Origin of the sequence: Azospirillum thiophilum, from assembly GCF_001305595.1 — a bacterium.
GTDB classification, from domain to species: Bacteria; Pseudomonadota; Alphaproteobacteria; order Azospirillales; family Azospirillaceae; genus Azospirillum; species Azospirillum thiophilum.
Genome location: NZ_CP012406.1, coordinates 194,881 through 210,639 on the forward strand (window position 1 = coordinate 194,881; position 15,759 = coordinate 210,639).

At 67.9% G+C, this 15,759-nt stretch carries 8 protein-coding genes; all 8 read right to left on the reverse strand.

The window, feature by feature from the left end:
- Window positions 1-51: 51 nt before the first annotated feature.
- A complete protein-coding gene (locus AL072_RS29140; RefSeq protein ID WP_052710334.1) occupies window positions 52-1,848 on the reverse strand; it encodes a methyl-accepting chemotaxis protein in 1,797 nt (598 codons plus the stop codon).
- Between the two features lie 183 nt (window positions 1,849-2,031).
- Complete coding sequence (gene prs, locus AL072_RS29145; protein WP_045584993.1) at window positions 2,032-2,970, reverse strand: ribose-phosphate diphosphokinase; 939 nt, start codon at window positions 2,968-2,970, stop codon at window positions 2,032-2,034.
- 112 nt (window positions 2,971-3,082) lie between these two features.
- Window positions 3,083-3,595: a hypothetical protein gene (locus AL072_RS29150; protein WP_045584994.1), complete on the reverse strand. Its 513-nt coding sequence runs from the start codon at window positions 3,593-3,595 to the stop codon at window positions 3,083-3,085.
- A 133-nt stretch (window positions 3,596-3,728) separates the two neighbouring features.
- Window positions 3,729-4,259, reverse strand: coding sequence for a DUF4376 domain-containing protein (locus tag AL072_RS29155; RefSeq protein ID WP_045584995.1), 531 nt, complete (start codon window positions 4,257-4,259; stop codon window positions 3,729-3,731).
- Between the two features lie 2 nt (window positions 4,260-4,261).
- Window positions 4,262-6,997, reverse strand: a complete 2,736-nt coding sequence (locus AL072_RS29160) for a phage head spike fiber domain-containing protein (RefSeq protein WP_045584996.1) — start codon at window positions 6,995-6,997, stop codon at window positions 4,262-4,264.
- Window positions 6,994-7,776 carry a hypothetical protein gene (locus AL072_RS29165; protein ID WP_144428410.1) on the reverse strand — a complete coding sequence of 261 codons (783 nt, stop codon included), beginning with the start codon at window positions 7,774-7,776 and terminating at the stop codon, window positions 6,994-6,996. Before AL072_RS29165 ends, AL072_RS29160 begins: the two co-directional genes overlap by 4 nt.
- Window positions 7,777-7,867: 91 nt before the next feature.
- Window positions 7,868-9,409, reverse strand: a complete 1,542-nt coding sequence (locus AL072_RS29170) for a hypothetical protein (RefSeq protein ID WP_045584998.1) — start codon at window positions 9,407-9,409, stop codon at window positions 7,868-7,870.
- Complete coding sequence (locus tag AL072_RS29175) at window positions 9,406-15,732, reverse strand: tape measure protein (RefSeq protein WP_082109268.1); 6,327 nt, start codon at window positions 15,730-15,732, stop codon at window positions 9,406-9,408. Before AL072_RS29175 ends, AL072_RS29170 begins: the two co-directional genes overlap by 4 nt.
- Window positions 15,733-15,759: the final 27 nt, after the last annotated feature.

The window sequence follows — 15,759 nt, forward strand, 5'->3', positions numbered from 1 at the left end:
ACAAATCGGCGTGCGGCGCGGCGATGTGCCGCCCGCCCGGCAGCATGCGCCTCAGAAGCCCACCGCGGCGGCCGGCGTCGGGCCGCCCGCCGGCACTGCCCCGTCGAGTTCGTCGAGCAGCGCGATCACCTCCGCCGACGCGCGCTCCACCTCCGTCACCCCGGCCAACGCGCGATCCATGTCGCCGTCGGCGAAGGCGCGGGCGGCGGCCTTGCCGTGGTCGTGGACCCTGCGGTGCGGTGCCTCCAGCCGGACGAAGGCCGGGTGGGCACGATAGGCCATCGACGCCGGGCCGTAATACCATTTGCCCAGCCGGCAGGCCTCGTGGCTCGCCAACTCTTCCGGGCGCAGGGTTTCCAGCCCGACCAGCATGTCGGCCAGCCGCTTCTTCCAGATGACGTGATCGACCTTGGCGATCTTGATGATCTTGCCGGGAATGTCCTGCTCGAACAGCAGCGACAGCTGGTTGCCCAGCATGCTTTCGACGCCGCGCGTCGCCTGGACGCTGCGCAGGATCGAGGCACTGTTGGCCGCGCTGCTCTCGGCGATGCGGGCGGTGCCGGCCGCGACCTCGTTGGCGGCGGCGGACTGCTGGGTCAGGATGCTGGCGATGTCGGACATACGCTGCCGGGTGCGGCCGATATGGTCGCCAATGTCGGCCATCCGCTCGCTGACGGCGCGGATCGCGTGCTGTCCCGCCTCGACCGCGCGGGTGCCGTCCTCCATCGACCCGACGATGGCGTCCATTTCCGCCTTCAGCGCGTCGATACGCAGGCGGATGTCCTCGGTCGCGCGGGCGGTCTGGTTGGACAGGTTCTTCACCTCGCTGGCGACCACGGCGAAACCCTTGCCGGCCTCCCCCGCCCGTGCCGCCTCGATGGTCGCGTTCAGCGCCAGCAGGTTGGTCTGCTTGGCGATCGCCTCGATGGTCGAGACGATCTCGGCGATGCGCTCGGAGGCGGTCGACAGCTCGCCGACGCGCCTGGCGGCACCGCCCACGGCGCCGGCGATCTCCTCCATGCGCTGGACGGCGGCATCGACGGTGCGTCCTCCCTCGACCGTCACCGCCTGCGCCTCGGTGGCCTGAACGGCGATGTCGCGGGTGCGCTGGCCGATCTCCTGGATACCGGTCACGGTTTCCTCGGTCGCCGCGGCGATGCCCTGCGATTCCTGGTCCACCGCCCGCAACTGGCCGACCATCTGCGCGGTGGCGACCGCCGAATCGTTGATGGCGATCGCCGCCCCCACGGTCCGGTCCATCAACCGGCCCGCGAGTTCGCCGAATCCCCCGGCGCCCCCGACGGAGCCGGTGGCGTCAGCCTGCGGACCGAAGCCGGCGAGCGTGCGGTCGATGTCGCAGGCGACCGCACGCGCCACCGCCGCCGCCGACCGGCGGGCCGTCGCCGGCCGCCAGAGCAGGGCGCCCTGGACCAGGGCCAGCAGCTCGCCGAGGATCAGGCCGTAGGCGGCGATATAACGCGATGGGCTGATGCCGACGCGACCATAGGCCTCGCCCGCGGCAAGGCACCGTTCCGCATGCCGCCCGCTGCCGGCATCCAGGAACAGCTGGCGCCAATGCTCCGCCAGCTCCCGCTGCAGACGGGCGGGATCGGGCGCCGGCTCCCGGCCGGCACGGGTCTCGCCGGTGACAGCCGTCCGCCCAACCGCCGCATGGGCGAGAAAGCGCCCGGCCAGCGCCGGCAGGCGGCCTTCCACCAGCCGCCCGACGCCGGCCAGCAGGCCGATCTCCTCCCGCTCCAGACCGAAAAACTCTCCCTCCGTCCGCCGATCAGCCCCGTCACCCATCTCTTCGTCCATCATGCCGTTTTGCAGCGCAAAAATATTCATGCGCCGCCCATCCAGATAGAAAGAAGATTACCCCAGAATTACCCCGCGCGACAACCTGGAGCAGCTATCGACAAAAAAACGGGGAAATTCAAACGGATCCAATGTAGCTAACGGTCTGTCGCGGATACTTTCCGATTGCTGCGCCAACGGGTCCGATTCCTTCCGAACCCACCGTTTGCTTCCTTAATAAGCCCACAGGGACCGGACGGCATCGGCGATCAGACCGTTTAGCGGCATCACGTTGGACGGATGCGGCACGCCGTCGCAGGACAGGGGACGGTCCAGCCCTTCCGCGGCGAACCGCCCGGCGACGGTCTCGCCGTACAGCGCGTGGACGCCATAGACCCGCAGCGTGTCGGCCCCCAGCATCCGCGCCGCCCTCGCACAGGAGAAGATCGTCTCGCCGGAACTGATGACGTCGTCGACGATCACCACCGGGCGGCCATGGATGGGAGCATCCGGCGGCAGCGCCACCGTCACGTCCCGGTCGCCGCGCCGCTCCTTGCGGCCGACGATGCCGGTCAGCCCCAGCGGCCCGGCCACCGCCTCGACCAGCGGGGCGGATTCCTCGTCCGGCCCGACGACGATCGTTCCGGGCGCCACGCCCGTTGCCCGCAGATGCGCGGCGATGGGCGCCGCCCCGCTCAGCGCGACGGAGGGGCGGCCGACGAAGACCTCATCAAGCGTGTGGGTGCGGTGCAGATGCGGCTCGACGCAGACGAAGCGGTCGAAGCAGCGGCCGAGCCATTCGCCGACCACCGCCTGGCTGACCGGTTCGCCCGGCCTGAAGATCGCATCCTGGCGCATGTAGGCCATGTAGGGCGCCACCAGGCAGAGGTCGGCCACGCCCTGGCGCCGCAGCACCGAAGCGGCGAGGGTCAACTCCACCAGCTTGTCGTTCGGCCGGTCGAGCGACCGGTAGACGATGGCGCGTTCCACCGGTTCGTTCGGGGCCGGTTCGGGCAGGCGGACCAGGCTCTCGCCATCGGGGAAGCGGTGCAGGTCGGCGACGTGGCAGGGAATCTCCAGTGCCTGGGCCAGCCGCCGCGCCGCGTCGGCCGAGTCCGGGAAGCCGTAGACGACCGTATGGCCGTCGGTGCGATTGCCCGTATTGCGGGCCATGCCCCATCTCCTCCTGCCACTTTCGACGGCGGCAAGCTTGGCGCAGGCGGCACGCGCGGGTCAATGATGGCAAAAGGCCGACTGCGCGCGGGCGGCGGTTCGCCGGGACGGCCTATGCCCCGCCGGTGCGCTTGTCCTCCTCCGCCTCGTCGTCGTCGGAGGCCTGCGGATCGACATGGATGCTCTCCGCCTTGCGGGCGAGCCATTGGAAGGTGCCCAGCCCGACGACCAGCAGCGTGACCACGCCCAGCAGCATGGTGGGATAGACCATGGCGGAGATCTCGCTGGTCCGCGCCTCGAACACCAGCACCAGCCCTTCCAGGCTGGCGGCGATGATGATGGTGGTCAGGAACTTGGTCAGGGTGCGGCGGGCCTCGTCGGCGCGGCGCAGTTCGCGCTCGCGGACGATCTCCTCCTCGTAGAGGTATTTGGCGATCTCGAACACGGCGATGGCCAGCACGATCATGCCCACCCCGTCCAGCATGGCCGAGGTCAGCGCCGCGCCATCGAACGACGCCACCCCTTCCGCCACCGTCACGGCCGACAGGCCGATGAACAGCAGGGCGAACAGCGACAGCGTCACCGCCGCCAGCAGGTACATGCCGCGTGCCGCCGACTGGAACATCGTCCTCTCCCTCCTCGTATCGCAGCGTATCCTTGGCAGTGACAACGCACGGGCGCCCGGATCCGCCCGGCCGGGGCCGTCGGTGTAGCGCGAAATTTGGTTTGACGTGATCCGCCACATGGTTTGACGTGCATCACACATCCGGCCAGCCCGCCATCTCGTCGATGGTCGCTGGATCAACTGCGGTCAGCGCTGCATCTTTGAGGTCACGGGCATGCTGCATTGTCCGACCGTACCAGTCGCCTACAAATGCCGCCAGCAGGATGCCATCGTTTGGCGTCGGCAGAGGCACCCGCTCGTTGTCCATCGCGATCCACCCGCGCGCGTAGCCCTCACTCCAAGCGGTAAGGCCGTTGCTCGCCAGCATAGCCGCCGACACCATGCCGCCGAGGTCCGCGCGGCCACGGTCGGACACCTCGACCCGCTTCCCGGCATAAGGTGCCCCCATGCCGAGCCGATGGTCACGCTCTGCGTTGATAGCGGCCACCTTGTCGGCTGCGATTTGCGCTCGGATAGCCTCGGCCTCGCCAGGATCGAGCGGCACCACGACCGCACGCATCGTTATGGTTCCGGCCGCTTCGTCCACAACGCTGTCGATGCCGGCGATCTTGTACTTCGCAGGATCGAACGGTTCCGGCGGGATGCGGATTTCGACAAGGTCCATCGTCACACTCCGTAGCGCGCACGAGTTGCGTTAAAGGTTGCGTCAAGTTCGGCCTTCGTCAACGCGCGGTTCCAAACGAAAGCTTGCGCAATGCGCGTTCCGGCCACCGCGGCGTAACCGCTGGCAGCGCCATAATCCAGCCAAGCCGCTTTGCGGCCAGCGGCCGACGTCGAAGGAGACGTGTAGGACAACGTGAAGGTGTTGCTGCTGCCAACCTGAGAATAGATGCCGTTATACGCGAAGAAGCTGCCATTGCTGACGCCTTCTGCAAACGACATCGCGACAAAGGCCCAACTGTTTGCTGCAGGGGCGGAAGAACCTTGGTACGTCCCGCATACACCAGAACCGTTGTATACAGTAAAGTTGATATATGGCGCTGTGGGATGGACCCTGAAATAGAACCCCGGCTTGGCGTTGCTGTCTCCAGTTCCGAAAACCGCGCCGTCGGCAACAAGATATACCCATGCCGCGATAGTACCGATCGCGGCACCCTTGTGCACACTGTCAAGGAACGTCGTGTTGCTGGCGGCGTCCAGCGACAGGAAGTCACCACCATCGACGCCGAAGTACTCAGACGCCGACATACCGCCAGAACTACCGTTAAAAGTCGGATCGTCCGAACCGGCACTGGTGGATGCCCCGCGAGCCCAAGCGTAAACCGAGGATGAAAGCCCGTCAGCCGGAGAGGCGACGAGATTGGCAAGCGTCTGACCGGTTGAGTAACAGGCCGCGTCGCCCGCATCGATCCGGCACAGCAGGCCCGTGGTTGTGATTGCGCCGCCAGCAGCGGTGCCGGCAAGCCGGAAGGTACCGCTGTAATACGTGGCCTCATAGAGCGTAGAGGCTTTCAGGTCGCGCGGCGACAACGAATAGCCGGAGACGCTGACCAGCTGCACCGGCGGTTGGCCGGATACGGACACAGTCACAGCACCAGTATTCTCAGAACCAGCGGTCACGAAAGCGATGGTCGCTCCATCCGTATAACCGGGAAGCGGCGTAGCCGGCGTGAGCGTCAGCGCATTGGCCGTGCCGGCCGCCACCCCGCACCATGTCGCACCCGCCGCCGCTCCAACTCCGCCGGCAAGCCGCCAGGACGAGCCATCATAAGTTGCGACGTACTTGCGACCGTAGGTCACCGCCGCGGCATTGAGCGCCTGCCCGGCATAGTCCAGCAGCGGCCGGGCCGTCGTCGATCCGACGGCAAGCGTCACATACCCGTCCGTCACCGTAACGGCGCCGGTCGTGGTCGGGATGTAGGTCGTGGGCGTGCTGCCAGCTTCGATCTGCGCGCCCCAAACGTTGACCGATCCCGACCCAGACCCTTGGACCGTAAAAACGTGAGGCCCGCAAACCGTGCTGCTGTTGTTGGTCGTGGCGATAAAAATGCGCCACCAGCCGCCGGGGATTGCCTCAATACCCGACGCGACAGGCGCTCCGGTCCAAGCCGAGATTGCGCCTGCGGTCAGGTCAACATTCACCCCCGCCGCCACCGCGCCATGGTTGAAATACACTCTGCATGCGGTCGATGTGCCGGCTTTGACGTATACCGAATAACAGCGCGTCACGGTATCGGCTGGTGTGGCAATCCCGCGGTTGACCCCTGCGCCAACTCCGCCGTTGACCGTATCCGCAGCAATCGTTCCGTCCGGAGCGACCGTGGTATTGATCGTGACCGCCGCGGCGCCAAAGGCTGCCCATGGCGCCCCGAAATCAGCCGACGGGTAGCAGATGTTGGAGCGGGTCACCGGCCCGTTGGTCTGCCCGGCGATGAACTCCACCGACGGATTGCCGGCAAGTGTCGTCAGCGGGCCGGCAAGCGTCTGGGCATTCGCCGTGCCGCCGCTGGTGCCGTACCAGACCGGCCCAGCGCCGGCGGCACCGCTGGAAAGCCGCCATTGACCCGATACCAGCGTGACCACGTATTTCGTGCCTGCGACGACATCACCGCCGCCGGCTGCCGTTCCATCCGCCCTGCGGATCGACGCCGCACCGGTGCCCGAGACGTTCAGCGTCGCCGCCCCTGTGATCGAGTAGCCGGCCAGGAACTCGTAGGAAGGATTGCCGGTCAGGCTGGGGAGTGGAGCGGACGGGGTCAGGGTCTGGGCGTTGGCGGCCCCTCCGGAGGTTCCGGCCCAGGCCGGACCCGCTCCCGGCGCCCCGGCCTGGCCGGCGTCGCCGGTCCGCACCCAACCAAGCGCCACTGCGTCGCCGGCCGCGAAGCCACCAGGACCGGCGAGGCAGGTCACAGCCACCGCGCGATAGCCGGCCGCCACGGTGATGCCGGTGACCTGGAGGTCGAGATACTTGGCGGTATCGCCCACCTTTACCATCCGCGCACGAGCCTTCGCGGCCGAACTGCTGGCGCCCAGCTCGGCGAGCATGCCGCTGACGTCGGCACCGGCACCGTCGGTGACCGACACCAGCAGGCTGTAGCTGCCCGCCGCCGGCGTTGCCGTGGTTGCGCGCAGCTTGCCGGCACCGGGATCGGATACTGCGGTGGCGGCGTCCCAAGCCATTGTGATGGTCGACTGCGCGGCGGTGATGGTGTCGGCAACCGCGCCGACATAGGCCGCGGCGTCGCCGATGTCGACCAGGGCCGCCGGAAAATTAACGACGTGCCCAGCAGTCAACCCGTCGTCGCTCTCGTCCAGCCCGCCAGGGTTCGTCGCGCTGTATGCATCCTCGTTGTAGTAGCGGCCCGACAGGCGGTCGATCGCTGAGGTCGGAGGCGTCGTCATCCAATGATCTCCAGGAGTTTCAGAGTGGCGGACCACAGGTCGCCTTCGGTCTGCGTGACCGGGATCGCGCCGTCCTCCAGCGTGGCAAGCTTGACCCGCCGCCACTGGTGGCGACCTTGGGTGATGTCTTCGATCATCAGCAGCGGGTCGGTCTTGCCCGCACGCAGACCGAGGTCGTGGAAGCGCATGGCCTCGTCCTCGGTCAAATCGTCGAAGCGCACCGTCTTGCGCACAGGCGCCGGCCGCCGGTCCGGGATGCGGCGTCCGCCCGGCGTGGCGTCGACCGGGCTGTTGTCGACCGGTTCCAGCACCATGCCCCAGTTGTGCGGCCAGTCCGGCCGGAACGCGCGGGCGATGAACAGATGGCCGAGGTCGAGCGGCCGGCCCCTGTTGTCGATCTCGACCCGCAGGGCCTTGCAGCGCGGCGACACCGCCGGCCGGTGCAGCAGCTGCGGCGTCTTGCCGGCCAGGTCGCGGGCGGTCTGGCCGCCGGACAGGTAGTTTCCGGCGTAGTAGCTCCGGTCCCGGCGCCGGTCGGGCGACGGGTAGACGCGCAGCCACGCCGCGTCCGGCCCGCCCTGCAGGACGGAGCCGGCGGAACGGTCCGTCGGGTGGCTGTACCAGGTGAGGCGGAACGTCGCCCGCGGGTCGATCGATCCGCCGGCGATGACGAGCGTGTCGAAGCGCTTGCCCGGACCAGCCCAGACGACGTCAAACCATGCGTCGGCAGGATCGCCGGAAACGCAGCGCGCGACCGTCTCCTTCACGGTCGGATCCAAGAGGTTTTCCAGCGGCAACGCCCAATCGCCACCGGTCAGAGTGGCAACAAGCGCAAGGTTTTCGTCGAGGACGGCTGCGGTTCCCATCATCTCACCCGAAAAACCGCAGGCGCATGAGGTGCCGCGACGGCGACGCCAACTGCTTGCCCACCAGAAGCATGTCGTCGGCGATCCCTTCGCGCGGATATCCAAGGTGCAGGGTCGTGCCCAGCGGCCAGCCGAGCCGGGCGGCGGTCATCTCCACCACCACCCACAGCGACCGGCGCGGCTCGCCGGACGCCCGCGGCCCGAACAGGGCCAGCAGCCGCGAGGCCAGAGCCTCCATGTCCGCTTGGCTGGTCAAGGCGGTTTCCACCTCGACGGAGCGGGCATCGTCGCCCCAGCGCGCCTTGACCCAGTCGGCCTTCGCCACGGCCTTGCGCCACTCTTCGCGCAGCCAGACCTCGCGGTCGGTGTCCCACAGGATGCCGGCGGTCCGGCTGCGGTCGAGAACCAAATGGTTGCGGCGCCCCTTCACCGTGACCTGCCATGCCGGCACCGCCAAATCCTGGTCGTCGACGCCGATGTCGAGGATTTGCCCCTCGCCGATGCTGGCGATCGGGCCGGCCGGCACGTCCAGCCGGGCGACCTGCCAGCGACCCAGCGCGTCGGGCAGGACGGCCGCCCCCTCCGACCGCGCCATCATGTCGACCAGCTCGCGATAGCGCACGGCGCCGGGCCACCAAGCGCCGATCGTTGCGGCCGGTGCCCACCCCGCCAGCGTATCGCCGATCGTGCCGATGCCCCGCCGGGTCAGCGCCCAGCGTATCGCCGAGGCGGCTGTCTCGCCGGCGTCTGTGCGGCCGGTCGGGTCCATGGACAGGTCGCCACCGATGGTGCCGCCGAGCTTGACCAAGCCGCGACTGTTGTCGGATGCATACTGCGTTGACGACAAGGTCGCGGCGTCGAAAAAGGCCGGTGACATGTTGCCGAGATAGCCGAGGTTGGCGGCGTCGCCGCGGTCATAGAGCGCGCCGGGCGTGCCGATCGGCCCGTCGTCCAGCAGCCACGTCCTGGAGACCGTGTTGACCGCCTTGCCCGGCACGTTGGCCGGCCGGCCGATGCAGAGCGGCACGGTGTCGCCCTTGCCGGCGTCGGGCGTGCCGTCATAGCCGACGGCGCCGGCGTTGGTGCCGCCCAAGGTCCGCGTGACGACGTCGCTGTCGAGGCTGGCGCGCAGGTCATAGAGCGGCAGAGACACCTTGCCGGCCGAGCGGGCGGACAGCGTCGGCTGCGGCGCCTCCGCCCGGCCGGTGATGACCGGCGTCCACTGGTGCCAGTACTGGCCCTCACTCCCCATCCGGACATGCACCGCGCCCATGGCGCAGCCGGCCAGATAGGAGACGGCACCGTCACCGTTCAGCAGGTCGATGCTGCCGGCGCCGACGTCGCCGGCCAGCCGCGACAGGTCGGCATGGGTGCCGACCGAATAGGGCGGCGGGCCGGCCAGCCGGGACCGGTAGGGCTGGTTCGGCCGGTCGGGATCGTCGGGCGGAAACGGCAGGATCGGCGTGTCGCTGACATACAGCGTCTCGGTGGTGCCGTTCGGCCGGGTCAGACCGATTTCGGCGATCCAGGCGATCAGGGCGGTCATCGGGTCACCAGCTTCTGCAGCTTGTTGCCGAGCAGGCGCATCTCGGCAGCCTGCCCGTCGATCGCGTCCTCGATCCCGGCCAGCCGGGCGGCCATGGCGGCGATCTGGCCGCCGATCTCCAGCACGGCCGAGCGCACGGTGCCGATGGCCGTCACCACCGGCCCCATGTCCACCGTCACCATTTTCGGGCTGAGGATGTCGCGGGTCTGTTCGTGGCTCCAGTAGCGGGCCGGACCCGTCGCCTCGATCTCCATGCCGCGCTCACCGACCAGCCGCGGCCCGCCGGCATGCCAGCCGCCATCCTTGAAACCGGGAATGCCGCGGCGACGGGCCGCGTCTTCGATGTTGATCTCGATGTCGGTTTCGGGCAACTGGACGGCCCGCTCGTACATCGGCCGGAAGGCGGCGGCCGGCAGCGAGGACAGCACGCGCTCCTTCTCGGACATCATGCCGGCGAACAGGCTGGACCGCTCGCCCTCGGGCAGCGACAGGGCGGCGCGGTAGCGGGCCCAGAAGTCTTCCAGCCACGTTACGCCGCTACGGTCGACGCCGCCGGCGCCGGTGCGGACCAGCGCCTCGAACTGCGACGCCTTGCCGTTGGCAACGATGAAGTCATTGAACGCCGCGTCGGTCGGTTCGCCGCTGTACCCCAGCGTGTGGGCGACCGAGCGCTGGACATCGGACGACATGCCGTCCCACCGCGATTGCACGTCGCTGGGTGCGCTGTAGCGCTGATAGCCGGGTGTCTGGCGGATCAGTGCCAGCAACTCGGTCATGTTGGTGTTGCCGCTGCCGATCGCCGCCTTGATCTGGTCGAGAAGGACGCGCTGCGCGCTGCCGATGCCGGTCAGCCGCTCCAGCCGGTCGATGGTCGCCTGTGCATCCTCGGCCCGCTTGGTCTCGGCCGATTTCAGGGTCAGGCCGAGCTGGCTGGTGCTGTCCCACACCGCGCGGACGTCGGTCAGGGTCTGGTCGTAGGCGGTGCCGTCGCCACTCAGAGCCCGCTGGGCCTCAAGGTACGTCTTGCCCGCCGCGTCGAGTTGGCCGGCAGCGTCCAGCGCAGCGGTGCGCTGGGCATCGGTGGCCGTGCCGGCCTTCTGCGCGTCGGTGTAGGTTGCGATAACGCCCTGCAGCCGGTCGAACTCTCCCTTGGCCGCATCGCGCAGGCCCTGCGGACCGAGGTTCGAATAGGTGCCGTCGGTCATGACGTCCCGGCTGGCCTGCGCCAGACTGTCCGCAACATTGCCCCATGCGGTGGCGGCCTGTTGGGCATCCGACACCACCGACCGCCAGCTTTCCGCGACCTCCTGGACGGCGGTGGACAGCAGGCTCGACCAGGTCGACGACACCTGTTCGGCGGCGGCGGATACCGCGGTGGCGTTGTCCTGCCACGCGGCGGTCAGCACGCTGACTGCGGCCTTATGCTGATCGGCCGTGACCGTGCCTGCGCGCAGCTGGTCGTCCAGGGCGGCCAGGGCGGTGCGCATCTGCGCCGCGGTGGCGGCGCCGGCAGCGGCACCGTCCAGCACCGCCTGCCATGTCGGCCGCAGGGCCTCGATGGCGCCGCCGGAGAGGCCGGCGTCCGACAGCCGGGCGTCGAGATCGGGCCGCCAATTCGCGTCGATCGCCTGCTCGACCGCAATGGCTCCCTGCCGCAGGGCGCCCAGTACGCCGCTCGCCGTCGACCAAGCGGCGGTCAGGCTGTTGACCAGCGTGCTGTACTGTTCGCCGCTCACCAGCCCGTCCATCAATGCCTGATCCAGCTGCGACAGAGCCCCCTGCAACTGGCCCATTGTCACGGCCCCGCGGGCGGCCGAAGTCTCGACCGACTGCATGGTCGCGATCAGGCCCGAGACGCCCTTCGCCGTCGGGTCCAGACCGAGCGAGGTCCGGAAGCGGTCGGACATCGATGTCGCGGCCGACGGGTTGGTCAGACCGGCCAAGGCGGCGGCGCCCTGCCGCTGCACCAGCTGGACCGAGGTGATGTAGTCGTCCTTGAGCTTCTGCGTGTAGCGCGTGGCGAGGTCGGTCTGCTCGGCCGCCGTATAGCCCAGCGCCGACAATGCCGGCGTGAACGCCTCGACATTGATCTTGGCCTGCTCGGTCACCGCGGCCAGTCCGGTCAGCGGCTGGACGGCCGGGCCGAGCCCCATCATCGCCTCGATGCCGCGGCGGGCCGCCACCGTCAGCTCTCCTTCGGTCGCCAGCCCCAGTTCGCCGGCCTTGTTCCTCCAATCGGTGATGTTGGTCTGGATCTGGGTGCCGAGTTCCTTGGCCTGTTCGGTGAAGGTCCTGATCTGGTTGTTGGTCGGATCCAGGCTGGCGTTCATCAGGTCGAGCTGCTGGCGGAAGCCGGCGGCGAAGCCCAGGTCGGTGGCCAGCCCTTCGGCGGTCGTCGCCTTGGAGTTCTTCAGCGCCGTCTGGACGTCGTCGTCGACGCCGGTCAGCTGGCCGGTGCCGATCAGCCCCTTGAGGCTCTCGCGCATATAGTACTGGATCGCCTCGTCCTGCGATCCGAACGACGCCCTCTGGCCGGCGTTCTCGCCCTGCTGCGGCGTGACGTACCACTTGTTGTCCTTCGCGAAGAACTGCAGCAGGCCGGTGTTCAGCCCGTCGCCGCCGGTCAGCTTGCCGCCGATGCCAGTGACGATCGTGTTCATGGCGGTTGCGACGCCGTCAGTCACCTGCTGCATCTGGCCGGCATCGGCTCCGTTGTCGGCGAGCGCGGTGTCGGTACGGAACCCGCCCTTGCCGTCCATGACGACGTTGCCGGAGCTGTTGGGGCCGACGCTCGCCTTCTGGGTGCCGATCATGCCCATGATCGCGCCGACCACGGCGCCGATCGCCATCCCGATCGGTCCGCCCAAAGACGATATCCCCATGATCGACGCCAGATAGGCCGATCCGGCCCCGGCCACCGCGCCGGACAGACCGCCCACCGCCTTGCTGTTGGTCGCAGTGCCCAGCGCGCCGCCGACAAGGCCGCCGCCGAAGGCGCCGGCGCCAGCGGCACCCAGGTAGGCGGATATGCCGCCGGCGACGCCGGCGCCTGAAACTCCGCTGCTGGCACCGGTGTAGAGCGTGTTCGCGGCGGCTGTATTTCCTGCCGCCGCGATCCCTGTTGCCGCGTTGGCGCTGACCGCCCCGGAGATCGGGACCGCAGTCGCCGCTGTGACGCTGGCCGGCGCCGCCGTCGCCCATCCGCCGACCGTGCCGATCCCGAGCGTGCTGTACCCCCAGCTGTCGACCGCCGACATGATGCCGTTCGTCAGCCCCAGCTTGTCCGCCGCCCAGCCGGCGCCCTTCGACAGGGCGGTGTTGGTCAGGCTGCCGGTCAGACCGCCTTCCCCTTGCGCGGCCTGCCCGCCACCAACCGCCGACCACAGCGACGGCGAGGCGCTGCCCGTCGCCCAGTTCTTCAGCGGGTTGATGACCGCCAGTTGCAGCGCCGCCTGGATCACCTCCGACATGACCGCCTTGGCGACCGAGCCCCAGCTGACCGTCGACGCCTTGCCCTGCACGAAGGCTTCGGTGATGGCGCTGCCGATCCGGTCGAAGGCGCGCTCGCCGATCCGGTCCAGCTCGTCCCACAGGCCCCTTTGCTCGGCGATCTCCTGGCGAAGCCGGATCGTCGTCTCATGCTTGCGCAGCAGAGCGGCGATCTCGTCCTCGGTCGCGTTGGGAAACTGGCGGCGGATGTCCAGCTCGGCCCGCGCCAGCTCCAGCGTCCGATTGCGGATCGTCTCGCCTTCACCCTGCAGCGACAGCTCGCGCTGCAGCAGGGCGATGTCTTCATCGGTCTCGCGCAACGAGCGGCGGTAGTTCTGCCGTTCCTGCCACTTCGCCAGCTCGGCCGTCTTCACACCGATCGCCTTGGCACGCTCGCCATCGATGGCGACGCCTTCCTTTTCGACCTGTGCCGCCGTCTGGTTGGCGACCGTCGCGGCGGCGACCGCCTTGCCCCCGAGCCCTTCGGCTTCAGCCAGCGATTTGGCCGCCTGGATCTGGAGATCCATGTCACGGTCCCACTGGGCCCCGGCCAGCTTACGCCGCGCCGCATCCTCTTCGGTCAGCCGCTTCGCCAGTTCGCCATGGGCGCCGGCGCCGACCTTCAGCGTCTCGTTCTCGATCTGCTGTTTCAGGGTCGCGGCTGCCACGGCCGCGCCGCCCTGTTCGGTGGCGGCGGCCATCTCCAGCAGCTGGCGGGCCTGCCGGCTCGATGCGGTGGCGGCCTCGCCGGCCTGACCGGCCAGTCCGGCCATGTTCTCCTTCAGCTTGACCGCCCGGTAGCTCGCAGCATCGGCCTGGACGATGACGCCGTCGCGCAGAGCCTCGGCCACCTGCTGGTCCGCCCGCGCCGCCGCGACCGTGGCCGGGTTGCCACTCACCTGCGCCTGCGCCAGCCTGTCGGCCGCCGCCGCCGCCTCGTTGGTCAGCCGCACCTGCTCGGCACTGTCGGCGTTGCGCTTCTTGCGCCACGCCGCCGTCAGGTCGGCGCTTTCGTCAACGTCCAGCGGCCGACCTTTTTCCTCGGTCGCCTTGTCAAAGAGGGTGTAGAGGTCGCGGTACCGCGGGAGGATCGCCACTGTGGCCGCCGCGCGGTTCAACTCAGCGATGGCGGCAGTGACTGGGTCCAGCTTCTCCTTCAGCTTTTCGAGCACCATGGTCAGGCTGGTGGCATCCAGCCCCATGTCCTTCAAAGCCGATGGCGACTTCACCAGCAGGTCGTTTACTGCCTTAACCGCCCGCCCCAAATCAGCCTGACCCGTGGTCAGCAGCTTCCCTTTGTCGTAACTGAAACCGGCGGCCTGCGCCGCCTCAGTAAAAGCAGCAATCTGATCCGCAGTGACCTTATTGCCGGTGTCGACCTCCTTCCAGACCTCAGCCATACCGCGACGTGTGTCTTCTGCCGTGCCGCCCAACTGAGAAAGGCTTCGTTCGGCTTCGGCGATCTGCCGGTTCAAGCGCTCCAGCCGGTCGGAGTATTTCAGTGCATCATCAGCCGATGTCGCCCGCTCAAGCTGATAGTTCGCGTACTGGCGGTTCTTGTAGAGGGCCGCGAGCCGGTTGACCTCAAGGGTGCGACTGTTGCCTTGCAGGAAACTGGTAGCCCAGTTTGCTCCATCTGCAACAATGTCGCTGCCTTCGTTCCAAACCCTGGATGCTTCCCGTCCCACCTCATTGCGCAAGCGGCGCAAAGCGTTTTCGCGTCGGGTTTCCGCTGCTTCAATAGTACCAGCGGCCTTTTCCGCCGCCCCGGCATAATCCTGCATCGCTTTGATCAGGACATCCCGAAACATGGACGACGTCACTTTGCCGTCGTTCACCATCCGCCGAAAGCCGCCGGCCGTATTGCCAGATGCACGGTCGAGCGCCTGCATCAGGCCAGGCAATGGCTCCGTGACCTGCGCAAGTTCCTCAGCATGCAGCACGCCAGAACTGAAGCCCTGCGCCATACCTTGAAGTGAAAGAGATAGCGTGTCAGTTGAGGCCCCGGTCGCCTTTTGAATGTTAACGAAGCCCTCAAGCAGCGCCCGAGCCTGACCGGTCGTAACCAAGTCAGCCCGCTTCAATTCGAGCAACTGGGTATAGGTTTGGGTCAGCGCCAACTGGTCGGCATTAAAGCGGTCGGCCGTGGTTCCGAGGTAGCTCTGAGTATCAGCGTAATCGACTGCTGATCCAGTCAGTGAGCGCAGGCGAATTTCCAGTAATTCTATCTGCTTACGCGTCTCGATCGCCTGTACGCCGTAGCGTCGCAGAACCTCTCCACCCATTGCTGAAAAGAGAAGAGCAAGCCCACCCTTTAGTCCGGAAATGGCGCTCGACAGCGTCAGGGTATTGTCGTTGGCGGTATCGAGACCATCGGCAAAGCCCGCAAGGGCATCGCGATGGTGTGCAGTGGTTGCCGCGCCGGCCGTGTGCTCGTCGCTAAGCCTGAGCACCGATTGTTGCAACACGGCGGCCCGCGCGCTGACCGCCCCCATCTCTTCGCCGAGCCCCTTGGCGGCTTGTCTCTGGCGACCAATGGCAGTGACCGCACCGCTGCCCAAACCTCTGTCCAGTGCCGCCCCGGCTTCATTGGCGGCACTTCCCACCTGACGTAGTTCCGAGGCGACACCTTTTGCCGCCTCTGCTGCATCACCAGTTGACTGACGTAGCCCCGTACCAGCCGTGCCCGTTGCAGAATTGAGCTTCTCCATCTCCTCGCGGGCAACACGGATGCCACCGACCAGACCTGCGGCGTCCGCCACGAACTGGAATGCGACCTTCATTGTGCTGCTGGACAAGGGAACCACCGCAAACGGGAATAGCGCGATGGTCATTTTCGACCATCACGCCACCCGCCGCAC